14 protein-coding genes and 1 riboswitch are annotated in these 15,279 nt (G+C 69.3%); of the genes, 7 read left to right on the forward strand and 7 right to left on the reverse strand.

What is annotated here, in order from left to right; translation table 11 throughout:
• Positions 1-352: 352 nt before the first annotated feature.
• Entirely contained in the window at positions 353-2,074 is a 1,722-nt protein-coding gene (locus MKK88_RS00335; protein WP_243996590.1) for a DEAD/DEAH box helicase, read from the reverse strand.
• A 344-nt stretch (positions 2,075-2,418) separates the two neighbouring features.
• Here MKK88_RS00335 and MKK88_RS00340 point away from each other — a divergent pair, with 344 nt between their 5' ends.
• Positions 2,419-3,171: a hypothetical protein gene (locus tag MKK88_RS00340; RefSeq protein WP_243996591.1), complete on the forward strand. Its 753-nt coding sequence runs from the start codon at positions 2,419-2,421 to the stop codon at positions 3,169-3,171.
• Positions 3,172-3,227: 56 nt separating this feature from the next.
• Here MKK88_RS00340 and cobF read toward each other — a convergent pair whose 3' ends face one another.
• The 5 genes from cobF to MKK88_RS00365 form a co-directional block, all read right to left on the reverse strand.
• Positions 3,228-3,992 carry a precorrin-6A synthase (deacetylating) gene (gene cobF / locus MKK88_RS00345; RefSeq protein ID WP_243996593.1) on the reverse strand — a complete coding sequence of 255 codons (765 nt, stop codon included), beginning with the start codon at positions 3,990-3,992 and terminating at the stop codon, positions 3,228-3,230.
• A 41-nt stretch (positions 3,993-4,033) separates the two neighbouring features.
• Positions 4,034-4,972 carry an ornithine cyclodeaminase family protein gene (locus MKK88_RS00350; protein ID WP_243996595.1) on the reverse strand — a complete coding sequence of 313 codons (939 nt, stop codon included), beginning with the start codon at positions 4,970-4,972 and terminating at the stop codon, positions 4,034-4,036.
• 126 nt (positions 4,973-5,098) lie between these two features.
• Complete coding sequence (locus MKK88_RS00355) at positions 5,099-6,220, reverse strand: DSD1 family PLP-dependent enzyme (RefSeq protein WP_243996597.1); 1,122 nt, start codon at positions 6,218-6,220, stop codon at positions 5,099-5,101.
• 43 nt (positions 6,221-6,263) lie between these two features.
• Positions 6,264-7,403, reverse strand: a complete 1,140-nt coding sequence (locus MKK88_RS00360; RefSeq protein WP_243996599.1) for a pyridoxal-phosphate dependent enzyme — start codon at positions 7,401-7,403, stop codon at positions 6,264-6,266.
• Positions 7,404-7,557: 154 nt separating this feature from the next.
• Positions 7,558-8,820 carry a D-amino acid dehydrogenase gene (locus MKK88_RS00365; RefSeq protein WP_243996600.1) on the reverse strand — a complete coding sequence of 421 codons (1,263 nt, stop codon included), beginning with the start codon at positions 8,818-8,820 and terminating at the stop codon, positions 7,558-7,560.
• Positions 8,821-8,999: 179 nt separating this feature from the next.
• Positions 9,000-9,102, reverse strand: a riboswitch (glycine riboswitch).
• Positions 9,103-9,261: 159 nt separating this feature from the next.
• On the opposite strand from MKK88_RS00365, the gene MKK88_RS00370 reads away from it, so the two are divergent.
• The 4 genes from MKK88_RS00370 to MKK88_RS00385 all read left to right on the forward strand — a co-directional run bounded on the left by MKK88_RS00370 (position 9,262) and on the right by MKK88_RS00385 (position 11,424).
• A complete protein-coding gene (locus tag MKK88_RS00370) occupies positions 9,262-9,618 on the forward strand; it encodes a hypothetical protein (RefSeq protein ID WP_243996601.1) in 357 nt (118 codons plus the stop codon).
• 120 nt (positions 9,619-9,738) lie between these two features.
• A complete protein-coding gene (locus tag MKK88_RS00375) occupies positions 9,739-10,269 on the forward strand; it encodes a DUF2721 domain-containing protein (RefSeq protein WP_243996602.1) in 531 nt (176 codons plus the stop codon).
• A gap of 205 nt (positions 10,270-10,474) precedes the next feature.
• The gene (locus tag MKK88_RS00380; RefSeq protein ID WP_243996603.1) at positions 10,475-10,726 is read left to right on the forward strand and encodes a hypothetical protein; all 252 of its coding nucleotides are present in this window, start codon (positions 10,475-10,477) and stop codon (positions 10,724-10,726) included.
• A gap of 92 nt (positions 10,727-10,818) precedes the next feature.
• Complete coding sequence (locus tag MKK88_RS00385; RefSeq protein ID WP_243996604.1) at positions 10,819-11,424, forward strand: glutathione S-transferase; 606 nt, start codon at positions 10,819-10,821, stop codon at positions 11,422-11,424.
• Between the two features lie 145 nt (positions 11,425-11,569).
• On the opposite strand, the gene MKK88_RS00390 is transcribed toward MKK88_RS00385, so the two are convergent.
• On the reverse strand, positions 11,570-12,037 hold the full coding sequence (locus MKK88_RS00390; RefSeq protein ID WP_243996605.1) for a DoxX family membrane protein: 468 nt from the start codon (positions 12,035-12,037) through the stop codon (positions 11,570-11,572).
• 854 nt (positions 12,038-12,891) lie between these two features.
• On the opposite strand from MKK88_RS00390, the gene MKK88_RS00395 reads away from it, so the two are divergent.
• Both MKK88_RS00395 and MKK88_RS00400 read left to right on the forward strand, forming a co-directional pair.
• Positions 12,892-13,488, forward strand: a complete 597-nt coding sequence (locus tag MKK88_RS00395) for a response regulator (RefSeq protein ID WP_243996606.1) — start codon at positions 12,892-12,894, stop codon at positions 13,486-13,488.
• Positions 13,485-15,266, forward strand: coding sequence for a hybrid sensor histidine kinase/response regulator (locus MKK88_RS00400; RefSeq protein WP_243996607.1), 1,782 nt, complete (start codon positions 13,485-13,487; stop codon positions 15,264-15,266). The genes MKK88_RS00395 and MKK88_RS00400 overlap by 4 nt, the downstream gene beginning before the upstream one ends.
• The last annotated feature ends 13 nt before the right edge of the window (positions 15,267-15,279 follow it).

Raw genomic sequence — 15,279 nt, forward strand, 5'->3', positions numbered from 1 at the left:
AGACGGCGTTGATCGGGGCGGATGCCCGGTCGATGCCGCGGGCGCCGCGGGGACCGGATCCCGCGCGTTTTGGCCGACACCTGGGTTCCCGCGGCGTCCCGCGTCCCGCGTGTTCGTCCCCTGGGCCATGCCCCCGGCGCCTCAGGCGCGCGGGGCCGATGACGCGCGTGTCGAGGGGCCGGTCTCTCCGGTGGCTCCCATCCCCGACGCCTCGGTTGCGGTGGCGCCCTCCATCATCATACGCGCCCTGCAGCACCGTTGGCGGCACCCGCGACGCTGCGCCGTCGATACGCCCGGCGCCGTCCGGATGGCTTGGCACCGCGCGCAGGGCATCAGGCGATCCGAAACCGTGTCACGCGGCACATCCCGGACGCCGACGGGTGTCGCCGAGGATGCGCCCGTCATCCGCCCGGCACTCGATCTGCTCCGTCAGCCGGCCCGGCTGGATCCGGATCGCCACGGGGCGGACCAGGTGATCGGCGCGCTCCAGGAACCCGGCGGTGCTCATGGGCGCATCGCGGCCGCCGCCGAGGCCACGCCACCACTGCACCGCCTTCTCGCGCGCGTAGCCGCTGCGCTCGGGGTGCAGGCGGACGTACCAAGCGGCCTCCCCGGCCCCGTCACGCCAGCCGAGCACGAGGTCGAGCCCATCCGGCGCGGTCTCCAGCCTCAGGGTCGTGACCGGTTTCCAGGGGGCCTCGTCCCGCGGGTCATCCGGCGTGGGGGCAGGGCCGGCCGGTCCGATGCCGTGCGTGACCGGATCGGCCGACAGAATCGGCCATTCGTCGTCGGCCGCGGCCGCGTGCGGGGCATCGGCATCCGCATCCATTTCCGGCTCGGTCCAGCACGCCTCGCAGGTCGAGGCGTTGAGGGGGATCAGGGCGCCGCAGCCGGGGCAGGGCTTGGCCCGCAGGCCCCCTGCCCCACCGAGCAGCTGGCTCTGGATCTCCCCGGCGCTCCGGGCCGTCACCGCATCCACCGGCCCGTGCATCCGCACCAGACCGGCATAGTCGAGGATCAGCGCGTCAACCTTGCCCGGCGCGCAGCGCAGGGCCCGGCCGACCTGCTGGACGTAGAGGCCGGTGCTGCGGGTCGGGCGCAGCAGCGCCACAAGATCGACCTCGGGGACGTTGAAGCCGGTGCCGAGGACGCCGACCGAGGTCAGGCAGCGGATGTGTCCGGCCCGGAAGGCGGCGACGATCCGGTCGCGCTCCCGCCGGGGCGTCTCGCCCGAGACGGCCTCGCAGGCATAGCCCTCCGCCCGCACCGCGTCCCGCACGGCCTCGGCATGGGCGAGCCCGGCGCAGAAGGTGAGCCAGGCCCGGCGCCCGCGTCCGTATTCCGCCAGTTCCGCGACCGCGGCCCGGGTGATGGCGTCGCGGTTGACCGCCGCCTCCAGCTCCCCCGGAATGTAGTCGCCCGCGCGCCGGCCGACGCCCGAGACGTCGAGCTGGGTCAGCGTCGCCTTGGAGACGAGGGGCGCCAGGAAACCCTGCCGGATCAGCGTGAAGGTGTCGGCCTCGTAGGCGATGCCGGAGAACAGCTTCTGCGGGCCTTCGTCGAGCCGGCCCGAATCGAGCCGGTAGGGGGTCGCGGTGAAGCCTGCCACCCGCATCCCGGGCCTGCGCGCCCACAGGCCCGCCAGGAAGCGACCGTAGCGCGTCTCCGCGGCGCGGGGGATCAGGTGGGCCTCGTCGACGATCACGAGGTCCCGCGGCCCGACCGCGTCGAGCCGGTCGGCCACCGACTGGATGCCGCAGACCAGCACCTGGGCGCCCGCCTCCCGCCGCCCGAGCCCGGCGGAGAAGATCCCGGCCGGCGCCTCCGGCCAGGCGCGGGTGAGTTCGGAGAAATTCTGGGCCACGAGCTCGCGGCTGTGGGTGACGATCACCACCCGGGCGAGGGGGTTCTCCGCCAGGGTCTCGCGGGCCAGCGCCGCGATCACGAGCGACTTGCCGGCGCCGGTGGGCAGCACGATCAGATGGCCGGGGGCCGCCTCATCCGCCCCTCCCCGCCCCCAGGCGAACGCGAGGGCGTCGAGGCTGGCGCGCTGATAGTCCCGCAGATGCAGCATGGCGGCGGTCTAGCCGGGTTCGCCGATCCTGTCCGTGGCGATGCGGTCACGGAGGCCGGCAGCCTGCCCGGCAGCATAGCGGTCTCAGGCCCAGTTTTTACGGTCGTAAAGCGAAGAGCCGAACCACGGCAGGGGCTCATCCGCCAAAATTCGGATCATGAATCATGTAATCATGCTGATAACAATCAAGTAATAAGACATTTTATGAGTTTCATTGACATGTGTTCGGTCGGGTCATAATGGAGGTGACGACAGCGATCGGTGAAGTGAAATTTAATCCGGAACATCAGACTCAATAAACTCAGCATATTCGAAAAGTATTGTACTAAAGGCTGAATAGAACAATGAAATTCTATAAACCAGCAGTCGAACCCATCGGACTCGGATTTTGTAAGAGGAAAACACTTATCAATTATGCCAATGACAGATTTGCCACCAGACAAGAGCGCAATTCGATCAGTGGGTTGCGGGTCGGGGGATTCGATGAAGCTCTGAGTTTCGGACCAGATGATATCGATCCCGAATTTTACCGCCGCAACCAATCTATTCTGATAGCCCCCAGAGGGAATGGGTATTGGCTGTGGAAACCCTATTTTATTTATAAGGTTCTATCTACGGTCGAGGATGGCGATTTTGTGATGTACACTGATAGTGGCTGCTACTTCATAGCCTCTGTCGATCCGCTTATCGATCTAGCGTCAAAATCGCATAAGGGATTGCTTCTGTTTACGTTGCATCCAGACCATACGAATGGGAAATGGACAAAGCGAGACTGCTTTCATTTCATGGGATTAGACGATAAATTTCGTTATGACCCCCAAATTCTTAGCAGTTTTGTATGCATTCTGAAATCAGATTTTGCTATGTTATTTGTAAAGAGGTGGCTCGATTTTGCCATGAACGCCAATGCAGTCAATGACGATCCAAACATCTGCTTGAAGCCGAACTATCCTGAATTTGTCGAGCATAGACATGATCAATCGATCCTGAGCCTGCTGGGTCGCCAGCACGGCATCGAGACGATCCCCGACATCTCGCAATGGGGCAACGGGGAAGACCGAAGGGGTATCGGTCAGATCATCGACCACACCCGGTGAGCGGATGGCGCTGGAGATGAAAGCGGGCCGGCGATGTCAGCGATTGTCCGGACCGCTCATGCGGCTTGGCTGCGCCGGAGCAGATAGATGTCCATGATCCAGCCGTGCCGCTCCCGGGCTTCGGCACGGACCCGGCGAATCGCCTCGCCGACGCTGCCCAGCCGGCCGGCAATCAGGATCTCGTCCGGGCTGCCGAGATAGGCGCCCCAGTGGATCGTCAGGTCCGGGTCGAGATGGCCGAAGGTGGGGTCGCCGTCGAGCATCACCACGACGCTGCCGACGTCCTCCGGCCAGCCCGCGGCGAGGCGCCGCCCGGTGGTGATCAGCACCGACCCGCCGATGCCGTTCAGCGGCACCCCGTGGCGGGCGGCGAGCACCTGCACGCTCGACAGGCCGGGGATCACCGTGCGGGTGAACGCCACCTGCCCCCTTGCGGCGATCCGGTCGAGGATGCGCAGCACGCTGTCGTAGAGGGCGGGGTCGCCCCAGGCGAGGATCGCCCCCACCGCCCCCGGCGCGAGATGCTCCGCGAAGGCCGCCTCCAGCCGCTCGGCCCGGGCCGCGTGCCAGGCCGCGACGGTGCTGCCGTAATCGGCCGGGCGGCGCTCCCGGGGGGGATCCTCCACGGCGATCACCCGATGAGGCTTGGCGATATGGGCCGCGCAGATCCGGCGGCGGATCTCGACGAGGTCGGCGGTCTCGGCGCGCTTGTCGAGGACGAACACCGCGTCGACATCGGCCAGCGCCCGCACCGCCTGGAGGGTCAGGTGCTCGGGATCGCCCGTGCCGATGCCGATGACCCGGATCTGCCTGTCCTGCATGCCGCCCTCCGCCGACAGGGGAGGGCCGGCGCCGGCTTCCCCTACAGGCGCGCGTCGGCTTTGGCGAGGATCGCCCGGGCGATGGTCAGGTCCTGCAGGGCGATGCCGGAGGAGTCGAACACGGTGATCTGGTCCCGCTCCGTCCGGGCCCCCTCCCCGCTCCGCAGTACGTCGCCGATCGCGGTGAGGCCTCCTTGAGCCTGCGCAGAGGCGTGCTGGAACTCGCCGATCGTGCGCGACTGCTCGGGCAGGTCGCAGAACAGGGTCGCCCGCTCCAGCAGGGCGGGGGGCAGTTCCTGCTTGCCCTTGGCGTCGGCTCCCATGGCGGCGACATGCGTGCCGGGGCGGACCCAGGCGGCCTCGAACAGCGGCGCCCGGGCGGGCGTCGCCGTGACGATGATGTCGGCGGCTTCGCAGGCCTCCTGCGGTGAGGCCGCCCGCACGTCGAGCCCGGAGGCCCCCTGCCCCGCCAAGCGCTCGGCAAAGCCCGCGACCTTGGCGCTATCCCGGGCGACGACCAACACCGTCCTGATCGGCAGCACCCGGGCGAGCGCCGCGGCCTCGAACTCGGCCTGGTTGCCGGCCCCGAACACGGCGAGCGTCTTGGAATCCGGCCGGGCCAGCACGCTCGCCGCCACCGCATCGGCGGCGGCGGTGCGGTAGGCGTTGACGCGGCCCGCCTCGATCACCGTGTCGATGCGGCCGACATCCTGATCGAACAGCAGGATCACCGAATTGTGCCGGGGCAGGCCCCGGTCCGGGTTGCCGGGCCAGAACGAGCCGACCTTCAGGCCGGCATAATCGGCGGTCGAGCCCGACTTGATCGAGAACCGGTTGGTCGGCTCCGAGCCGTGCCCGAGCACCGCCGGGAACAGGGTGGTGCCCGGCGCCACCGCGGCGATCAGCGCCGCCCGGGCCGCGTCGAACGCCATGGCGTGATCGACCAGGGCGGCAGATTCTTCTTCCGAGATGAAGCGCATGGGTTCACGGCTCTCCCAAGTCATGGTTTCGAAAGGTCCGGGACCTTTCGCGGGTATCGGGCGGAGCCCGATGTCATGGCTCCGCCCCGACACCCCGCCAAAGGGCCGAGGCCCTTTGGCATCCCGTTACAGCGTCATGCCGCGGGCGGTGACCGGCCAGATCGCCTCGACCCGGCCATTCCGCACGCCCACGTACCAGTCGTAGACGTTGACCGTCGGGTCGCAATGGCCGGGGATCAGCTTCAGGCGCTCGTTGAGCGTGAGCACGTTGCCGGGATCGCTCAGCACACCGTGCTCGTCCGAGCACTTGATGTACTCCACGTCGTCCCGGCCAAAGACCTTCGGCAGGCCGCTGTCGATGCTCTGCGCCTTCAGGCCGGCATCGCAGATCGCGACATCCGCCTTCGCCTTGCTCATGATCGCCGTATAGATGAACAGGCTGTTCTCGAAGTCGGTAATCGGGCGCCCCTCGGCGTCCTTCACCCGCTGGTAGTCCACGTCCATGAAGACGTAGGAGCCGCATTGCAGCTCGTTGTAGACGCCGCTGCCGCCCTCCATCGCGAAGCTGCCGGTGCCGGCCCCCGCCACGATGGCGCAATCGAGCCCCTCGGCCTGGAGCAGGTCCACGGTGCGCTTCGTCTCGTCGATCGCCGTCTGGATCAGGGCCTTGCGCTCGTCGAAATCGCGCACGTGCTGGGCCTTGCCCTGGTAGGCCTGCAGGCCCGCGAAGCTCAAGCCCGGCGCCGCCGCGATCCTCTTGGCGATCGCCAAAACGGGCTCGCCCGGCGCAACGCCGCAGCGGCCGGCGCCGACATCGATCTCCACGAGGCATTCGAGGGTGACGCCGTACTTCACAGCCGCCGCCGAGAGGTCGTCGACATTGCCGAGGTCGTCGACGCAGACCAGCACCCGCGCCCGCTTGGCCAGGGCCGCGAGGCGCTCGATCTTCTGCGGTGCGGTCACCTGATTGGAGACCAGCACGTCGCGGATGCCGGCGCTCACCAGCGCCTCGGCCTCGCTGACCTTCTGGCAGCAGACGCCGCAGGCCCCGCCCCGCTCGATCTGCAGGGTGGCGATGTCGGAGGATTTGTGGGTCTTGGCGTGCGCCCGGTGGCGCAGGCCCCGCTCCTTCATGAAGCCGCCGAGCTTGTCGATGTTGCGCTCGAGGGCGTCGAGGTCGACCATCAGGCAGGGGGTGTCGACCTCCTCGACCGACATGCCGATGCTGGCGGGGATGTTGTTGCGCATGGGTGTCTCCTCCGGATCGTTGGTGTCGGTTCGGCGGGTCCCGTCAGGGGGCGAGGCCCAGAAGCTCGGCGATGCGCGGCGTCGCCTTGATGCCGGTGCCGGTGAGCACCACCACGGTGGTCTCCCCGGGCCGGATCGCGCCGCGGGCGGTGAGGTCGGTGAGCGCCGCCGCCGCCATCGCGCAGGTCGGCTCGACGTAGAGGCCCGACCGGGCGAGCTCCATCAGCGCCGCCTCGATGGCCGCCTCGGAGACCGCCACGGTGCCGCCGCCGGAGCGGCGGAGCGCCGCCAGCACTTCGCGGCCCCGGACCGGCTGGGCGATCGAAGCGCCCTCGGCCAGGGTCGGGCGGGGCGTGACCGGCACGAAATCCTCGGCCCCCGCCTCGAAGCCCGCATGCAGGGGCGCGCAATGGGCCGGCTGCACCGCGTAGAGGCGGGGGAGCCGGGGGATCGCCCCCCGGCGCAGCAGCTCCGAGAAGCCGATGTCGCAGCCGAGGATGTTGCTGCCCGCGCCGCAGGGGATGATGACATGGTCGGGCGCGGAAAAACCCAGATCCTCCCACAGCTCGTAGGCCAGCGTCTTGGTGCCCTGGAGGAAGTGGGCCTGCCAGTTGTGGCTGGCGTAGAAGATCGAATCCGCCTGGGCGACGGCCGCGTCGGCCGTGTCCTGGCGGGTGCCGGGGATCAGCTCGACCGCGGCGCCGGCGGCGCGCATCTGCACGGTCTTGGCCGGCGAGGTCGAGGCCGGGACCAGGATCTTGGCCCGCATCCCGGCCGCCGCCGCGTAGGTCGCCACCGCGGCCCCGCCATTGCCGGAGGAATCCTCCAGCACCGCGTCGATGCCCTGCTGGCGCAGGATCGACAGCATCACGGAGGCACCCCGGTCCTTGAAGCTGCCCGAGGGCGCGAACCATTCGAGCTTGAAATGCGCGTGCCCGCCCCGCCAGGGCCGGCGCACCAGCGGCGTGCAGCCCTCGCCGAGGGTCACCGGATCGGACACCGCCACCGGCAGCGCGGCGGCGTAGCGCCAGAGGGAGCGCTTGGCCGTGTCGATCTCGGTCCGGTCGATCCCCGGCAGGTCGGTGATCATCAGCGGACCGCCCGTCTCGGAGCGCCAGCGCGGCGTCTCGATCGGGTAGGTCGCCCCGGTGGCGGGGTCGAGATAGGCGGCGGACGGGGGCATCGCGGCTCGGTTCCCGGGGTGGTTCGTAAAGAGAATACAAAATAATCTGTGGCGGCGCGCCCCCCGTCTCGTGAGTGGGACCGCGCGCCGCGCGTCAGGGCTCCGCCCTGACAACCCGCCAAAGGGCCTCGGGCCCTTTGGAAACCCGAGAGACTTAGGCCGCCAGAGGCAGGACCGTCCGCTCGGGCGCGTGCTCGGCGGCGATCGCCTCGGCGACGAGTTCCGCCGTGGCCCCCGAGAGGGTCCAGCCGAGATGACCGTGCCCGGTGTTGTAGAACACCCCCGGCCGGCGGCCCCGGCCGACCTTGGGCAGCATGTTCGGCAGCATCGGGCGCAGGCCGCTCCAGGCCACCACCCGGTCGGTGTCGACCAGCGGGAACTGCTCCCGGGTCCAGTCGACCAGCGGCTGGATCCGGTCGTGGCGGATGTCGCGGTTGAAGCCGTTGAACTCCGCCGTGCCGGCGACCCGCAGGCGCTCGTCGCCGAGCCGGCTCGTGACGATCTTGGCCGCCTCGTCGAGGATGCTGACCTCCGGGGCCGCCCGCTGCGCCTCAGGCGTCAGCAGGTTCACGGTGATCGAGTAGCCCTTGACCGGGTAGACGTTGACCCGGTCGCCCAGCATCGCCGCGAAGTGCCGGCTGGCGCAGCCCGCGCAGATCACCACCGCGTCGGCCTGCAGGACCTGCAGCGCCTCCGTGGGGCGGCCGGCCCGCCGCCAGCCGACGGCATAGCCCCCCTCCCCCGGCGCGATCGTCGCGACCTCGGCGTCCTGGATGAAGCGGACGCCCCTGCGCGCGCAGGCGGATGCGAGGCCCCGGGTGAACTTGTGGATGTCGCCGGTGGCGTCCGAGGGCGTGAAGTAGCCGCCGTGATAGCTGCCGGCGAGCGTCGGCTCGATGGCGCGGATCTCCTCCGGGGTCACGGCGTAGCGCTCCAGACCGCCCTCCCGCAGCAGGGCGTTGACCGCGGTCGCCTTCTCGAAGCTCGCCCGGTCCCGGTAGAAGTGCAGGATGCCGCGGGTCTTCAGGTCGAAGTCGATCCCCTCGGCCTCCGCCATGGCGAACAGGGCTTCGCGCGCCCGGAGCGCCAGCCGCACGGTCTCGACCGTATTCTCCCGGTAATGCGCGATCTCGCGGACGAACTCGGCCATCCAGGAGAGCTTGTGCCAGGAGGGCCTCGGATTCATCAGCAGCGGCGCGTCCCGGCGCGTCATCCAGCGCAGGCCCTGGATCACCGTGGAGAGCTTGTTCCAGACCTCGGCGTTGCACGCCGAGAGCTGGCCGCCATTGGCGAAGGAGGTCTCCATGGCGGCGTAGCGCTGCCGGTCGAGGACGGTGACGCGGTAGCCGCGCTGGGCGAGCGCATAGGCGGTCGTCACGCCGGTGATGCCGGCGCCGATCACGGCGATGTGGGTCATGGGTGGAACTCCGGAACGAGGACGCGGGAAGGCCGCCTCAAGCGGTCGGCCGGTTGCGCGCCCCATCTGTCCCGGTGCCTGAGAGCTTGATCCGCGACCGGCCCTGGCGAGGCCTTTCGCGGACGTCCCCTTCGGCGGGTGCCCACGGGCTTGGCCCGCTGCGCCGCTCTCCAGATCGCCCTGACGACACGGTTCCGGTGCCTGAGAGTTTCCGGGGCGGTTGCTCCGTCGGCGCCGGGTCCTCCTCTGTGGGTGGATCCCGGTCTCTCCCGCATCATCGCGATGGGCTGGACCCTCGATACCCCGATTCGGCGCCTCCGGAGAAGCCCGGATACCCGGCACCCGGCCCGTTCCGCGGGACAGCCCGTGTGCGCTGTCACCGCCCGGGAGCGATCCCGGCTACCGTCTGTTGAGCGGAGGTTCGCCTGTGGAGATATCCCGATGCTGACCAGGACCGCGATCTACGAGGGCACGGTGCGCGACGGCCGGGAGGACGAGTTCTTCCGCCGGGTGCGGGACGAGCTGGAGCCGTTCTGGCGGCGCTTCCCGGGTGTCACGGCGGTGCGGGTCCAGCGCCTCGTCTCCAAGGATGCCGACGCGCGACCGATCGCCATGATCCTGGAGATGGATTTTCCCGATCAGGCAGCCCTCGACGCCTGTCTCGCTTCATCGATCCGCCCGGAATCGCACGCTGCCACTGAAGCGGTGATGCAGATGTTCGAGGGCCGGTTCTACCATCTCGTGAGCGAGGGCCGGACTCTGCCGCTCCCTGAACCCGGTCCGGTTCAGGGAGCCTAGGCTCCCCTGCGCTGTGCGCTTGGCCACGCCCGCCCGATGCGGGAACACCCCGCATGGGGCGCAGGTTTGCCGGAGGGTCGATCGCCGATCGCCGCGTTGTGCCGAGAGCCCCGAAATCCGATGACCCTTGACCTTGCGAAGGTGCTGACGACGGTCGGCCCGGCGGCCTCGATCATCTTCGCCGCGTGGATCTTCGTGGCCTTCCTGCAGACCCGCTACGATGCCGCGGTCGAGCGTTACCGCGACCTGGTCGAGAAATTCAGGACGTCGGATCTGTCCGGAAGCCGGAAGGCCAATATGCGGGACGAGATCCTCAACTACAAGCGGCGCTGCGAGCTGATGAACCAGGCGACCGGCTGCGGTCTCGTCTCCGCCATGCTGCTGATCTCGACGATGATCTTCGGCGGTCTGTCGATCGTCTTTCAGGATGTCGGAGGGCTCAAGCTGGCGAGCATGGGCACCGCCCTGCTGGGCCTGCTGCTGGTCATCGCCGGCGCAGTCATCGTCGTCATGGAGGGACGGATCATCCGCCGGCAGATCCACAGCGAGTTGCTGGACATCCCGGACCTGGCGCATGGCATCGATCAGGATCCTGGCGCCATCGACGATCCGCATCGGCGCGGACAGGATCGCACGCCGGTCCGGCCGTAGGACGTTCCCGCGACGCGCATCGGAACAGGGCCGGCATCACAATTGAAGATCGCGGAAGGGTTTAACCGTTCATCAACCAAATCGGGCGGGATGTGTTGGTTTTTATACAAATCCCTGTGATGATCTAGAAGTTGAATGATCCATATCGATGCTCACGGTACAGTTTCGTCTGGCCGATAGTAGTCGAATACAGGCGGACAGCGCGATGGCGAAGTGGATTCCCGGCGCAGCCGTCTTCGGTCTCCTGTGCCTGATGATCATCCCGGCGCCCGGGATCTGGGGCGTGCTGATCGGGGCCGCCTGCGTGCTGGCGATCGTCGGCAGCCTGTTCATGCTGGTCCTCGACCGGGTGGCGACCGCCATCCTCGCCTGGCGTGCGCGCGCCAAGCAGACATCCAAGCCGTCGCGCCGGACCCGGGTGGTGCATGCCGGCCCCGGGATGATCCGGAAGGTCTGACGGATCGGGCGCGCCGGGGACTGGATTCCCGGTCCCATCGGTGCAAGGTCCGGCGTCGCCCCCGCGGCGCCACGACCAACCGGGACGGTCCGATGAAGCTCTTCTATTCCCCCGCCTCCCCGTATGCCCGCAAGGTGCTGGTCCTCGCCCACGAGACCGGGCTGATCGACCGGATCACCGTCACGGCCGCCACGGCTTCCCCGACCGGCTCCGCCGCGGAGATCGCGGCCCACAACCCGCTCGGCAAGATCCCCGCGCTCGTGCTGGAGGACGGGACCGCCCTCTACGACAGCCGGGTGATCTGCGAATACCTCGACGGCCGCTCCACCGGCCCGCGCCTGTTCCCCGAGGGCGACGCCCGCTGGGATGCCCTGACCCGGCAGGCGCTGGCCGACGGGCTGCTCGATGCGGCGTTGCTCACCCGCTACGAGCGCGTCCTGCGCCCGGAGGCGCAGCGCTGGGACGCCTGGGAGGCCGGCCAGGTCGGCAAGATCAGGGCGGCGCTGGACCGGTTCGAGGCCCTGGCGGCCGACCTGCCGGCGCTTGACATCGGCACGGTCGCGCTGGCCTGCGCGCTGGGCTACCTCGACCTGCGCTTCCCCGACCTCGCGTGGCGCGAGGGCCGCCCCGCCCTGGCGGCGTGGTTCGCGGTCGTGGAGGGCCGGCCTTCCATGGCCGCCACCGTGCCGAAGGGCTGAGGGCCCATCCTGGTTTCGAAAGGGCTGAGCCCTTTCGCGGGTCCAGGGCGGAGCCCTGGTGAACCTTTCAGGGGCAAGCAACTCAGGGCTCCGCCCTGAGAACCCGCCAAAGGGCTCGCCCTTTGGGAGCCCGGACGCGATCGCGTTACGGCCGGGACTCGGCCGCGTAGGGATGGGTCGAGCCGAGCGGAGCGGCGAGGAAATCCTGGACCGTTCCGGCCCCCGTGCCGAAGGTGATGAGCAGGAAGCCGCCTGCGAGGGCGAAGTTCTTCAAAAAGTCCCAGAACAGTTCGCGGCCCTTGCCGCCGGACCAGAAATCGCCCGGCTTCCAGAACTGTTTCCACAGGAGCGCCGTGACCCCGCAATAGCCGGCCATCACGAAGGCGGCGGCCCGGTCTGCGGTGCCGGTCAGGATGCACAGCGACATTCCGATCTCGACGGTGAGCCCGAGCAGGATCAGCACCGTGGCGAGCGCGGTGGCATGCACCGCCTCGCGGGCCTGCCCGACCGCGCCCCTGAAGTTCAGGATCTTGTCGAGGGCGCTGAACGGCAGGAACAGCAGAACGAGGAGGAGGCGGACGCCGAACGCGACCGCGACGCTGAGGCTGGCCATGGGCGTGAGACGCTGTCCGATCCGGCCCCGGGGCCAACGCGTGGTCAATTAGGGCGCGATCGGGAATGGGGAATCCGGCTCGCCGGGGTCCGAGCCCGATCGGGTTGGCCGTGCCGACGCCTTCCGGTCACCCCGGTTCGATCCGGGGACGTCTCGAACCCTGTTCCCGATGCGCCGACACGCCGTCGGATCGCGGATGCGCCATCGCCGGGTGTCGCTGCAGGAAGCGCGAACACGCGATCTCACGCACACAGCGTATCCGTACGCGGCCTCATCGCGAGGATGAGGCCCGCGACATCCGAGGGGCCGGTCTGTCGGCCCGGTCCGCGCCCGAACGTCTGGGCCCAGGTGAGCCTGAGCACCGTGTCGGGATCCGGAGGTGGTGCAACGGCCGCGCGACCGGCCGCCTTCCGTCGCTTCAGCGCGGCCGCACCGATCCACCGCACGATCAGGGCACGGCCTGCACGGCGCATCGGGACGGGTGCCGCGCAGGCGAGGCCGCGCCGCGTCAAACGGGCAACGGCGCGGCGCTTCGGGTGTGAACGGGCCATCAAGCTCCCCGGGCTCGATTTCGGCGGGCAGGCCCCCCACGCATCGCGTTCCGGGCGGCCCGGGGGAGCACGGAACGGCGGTGGTGCCGTGGGATCCGCCGTGCGCGGGGTGGATCGGGATGCGTGCGCTGGTGCAGCATGATGTCCTCCCCGCCCGGCCTCCCGCGCGACGCCCGGCCGGAGCGTGACCGCGGTCGGCGATCGGCGTCTTTTAGCGGATCGAGGGCGCGGCGTGGACCAGTCCAGATGGACTGGTCCACGCCGCGTGACGGCACCGATACGATTGCGTTAGACAGGATTCGCATGGCGCAGGAAGCGATCCTCATCATCGACGATCACGCGCTGTTTCGGTCCGGCATCGTGTCGATGCTATCGACGGCCTTCGACAGGATCCCGATCTTCGACAGCGCGTCCTTGCACGAGGCCCTCGCCCTCGTGGCGGTCGTTCCGACGATCATCCTCCTCGACATCCAGCTGCCCGGAATCGGCGGCCTGGAAGGGATGGGCCTCCTGCAGCGGCGCTGGCCTGCCGCCAGGATCGTCATCGTCTCCGCGCTGGATCAGCCGGATACGGTCGACACCGCGGTCGCCCAGGGGGCCTGCGCCTTCCTGTCCAAGGCCGATCGGCCGGACCGGATGATGACGGTCCTGCGCGAGATCCTGCACCGGTCCGCCGTCGTTCCGCCGGCCGCCGGTCTCGTCTGTCCGTCGCTGACGCCGCGGCAGGCCGAGGTGCTCGGCCTCGTCGGACGGGGCTTATCCAACAAGGTGATCGGGCGCCGTCTCGGGTTGTCGGAACATACGGTCCGCGGCCATGTGCAGGGCCTGCTGTCGGCCCTCGGCGTCACCCGGCGCGCGGAGGCCGTCTTCAAGGCGCAACAGCTCGGCCTGATCCGATGACGCCGCCGCAGGACCACCGGATCGCCGCCGAGGAATTGCGCCTTGTGCTCGACGGCGTGGCGCAGTCGGTCGCCGTCGGCTTCCTCGTCTCGACGCTCATGCTCATCGTGCTGTGGACCCTGGCGCCGCACGGCATCCTGCTGGGCTGGTACGGTGCGTTCCTCATCGAGCGGGTCGCGGCGGCTCTCTACGCCCGGCATGCGCGCCACGTCGTGAGCGAGCCCGAGCGCGCCCGCCGGGTCGAGCGCGTCGTCTTCCTGAGCAAGATCGTGGAAGGCACGATCCTGGGCTCGCTGATCGGCATCGCGCTCCCGCTGCAGGTGCCCGCGGTCAGCATCCTGACGATGTCGCTGCTGGGTGCGACCTGCAGCAACGGCGTCTCGCTCCTGGCACCGCGGCGCCACCTCTATCTCGCCCTCGTCATCCCCGTCGCCGTCCTGGCGGCCGGGACGCTCTGGTCCCTGGGCGGCGCACCCTACCGGGCGCTGGCGATCTGCGCGCTCCTGTTCGTCGCCGGGCAGTACGGCCAGGTCGTGCTCGCGAGCCGCCGCGTCCGGGAATCGATCGAACTCCGCTTCGAGAATACCGCCCTCGTCGAACGGTTGCGCGGCGAGACCGCCGCGGCCCACCGCGCGCGCCTCGACGCGGAGCATGCCAACACCGCGAAGTCGCAGTTCCTCGCGGCGGCCAGTCACGATCTGCGCCAGCCCGTCCACGCCCTGGGTCTGTTCCTGCAGGCGTTGAGCCAGACGGATCTGGGCGACCCCCAGCGCCGGATCCTCCAGAACGCCCAGGCCGCGAACGTCGCCTCGACGGACATGCTCAACACGCTGCTGGATTTCTCACGCCTGGAAGCCGGGGTCGTGACGCCCCGCCCGGGGGCCTTCGAACTCCAACCGCTCCTCGACAGGATCGAGAACGATCTCGCCCATCTGGCCGATGCCAAGAGCCTGATCTACCGGACGCTCCAGACGGATCTGGCCGTCGTCTCCGATGCCGCGCTGCTGGAACTGGTCCTGCGCAATCTGGTGCTCAACGCCATCCGCTACACCGACCGCGGCGGCCTCCTCATCGGCTGCCGTCGCCGGGGGGACGACGTCTCGATCGAGGTCTACGACACGGGAATCGGCATCCCCGCGGCCAAGCAGGACGACATCTTCCGCGAGTTCTACCAGCTCGGCAATCCCGAGCGCGATCGCCACAAGGGCCTCGGCCTCGGGTTGGCCATCGCGCGGGGGATCGCGGCCTCCCTGGGGCATGCGCTGTCCCTCTCGTCCCGGGAGGGCAAGGGCAGCGTGTTCCGGATCCGCGTGCCCCGAACGCTTGAGGCCGTGACCGACGGCGTCCGTGCGCCGGATGCCCCCGAGGGCGGCGACCCGAACGGCGCGCTGGCCGGCACCCGTATCGTGATCGTCGATGACGATGCCATCGTGCGCGACGCGATGGTGGCGCTCCTGACCGGCTGGGGATGCGTGTGCTGGGCCTTCGAACGGCCGGACGACGCGATCGGGGCCCTCTCCCGCGAGCCGGCGCCGGATGCGCTGGTCTGCGATTACCGGTTGCGCGAGGGCCAGACGGGCGCCGAAGCCATCGCGCTTCTGAGGCGGCACTGGCAACAGCCGATCCCGGCGCTCCTCATCACCGGCGACACCGCACCGGCGCGCCTGCGCGAAGCCTTGGACAGCGAAATCCCGCTCATCCACAAGCCGGTTCGCCCCGACATACTGAGACGGTCGCTGCTGGCGCTCGCGTCCCGTCTCCCCGCCTGCACGACCTGACCGGAGCGTCGCG

Origin of the sequence: Methylobacterium sp. E-005 (assembly GCF_022829725.1) — a bacterium.
Lineage (GTDB): Bacteria > Pseudomonadota > Alphaproteobacteria > Rhizobiales > Beijerinckiaceae > Methylobacterium.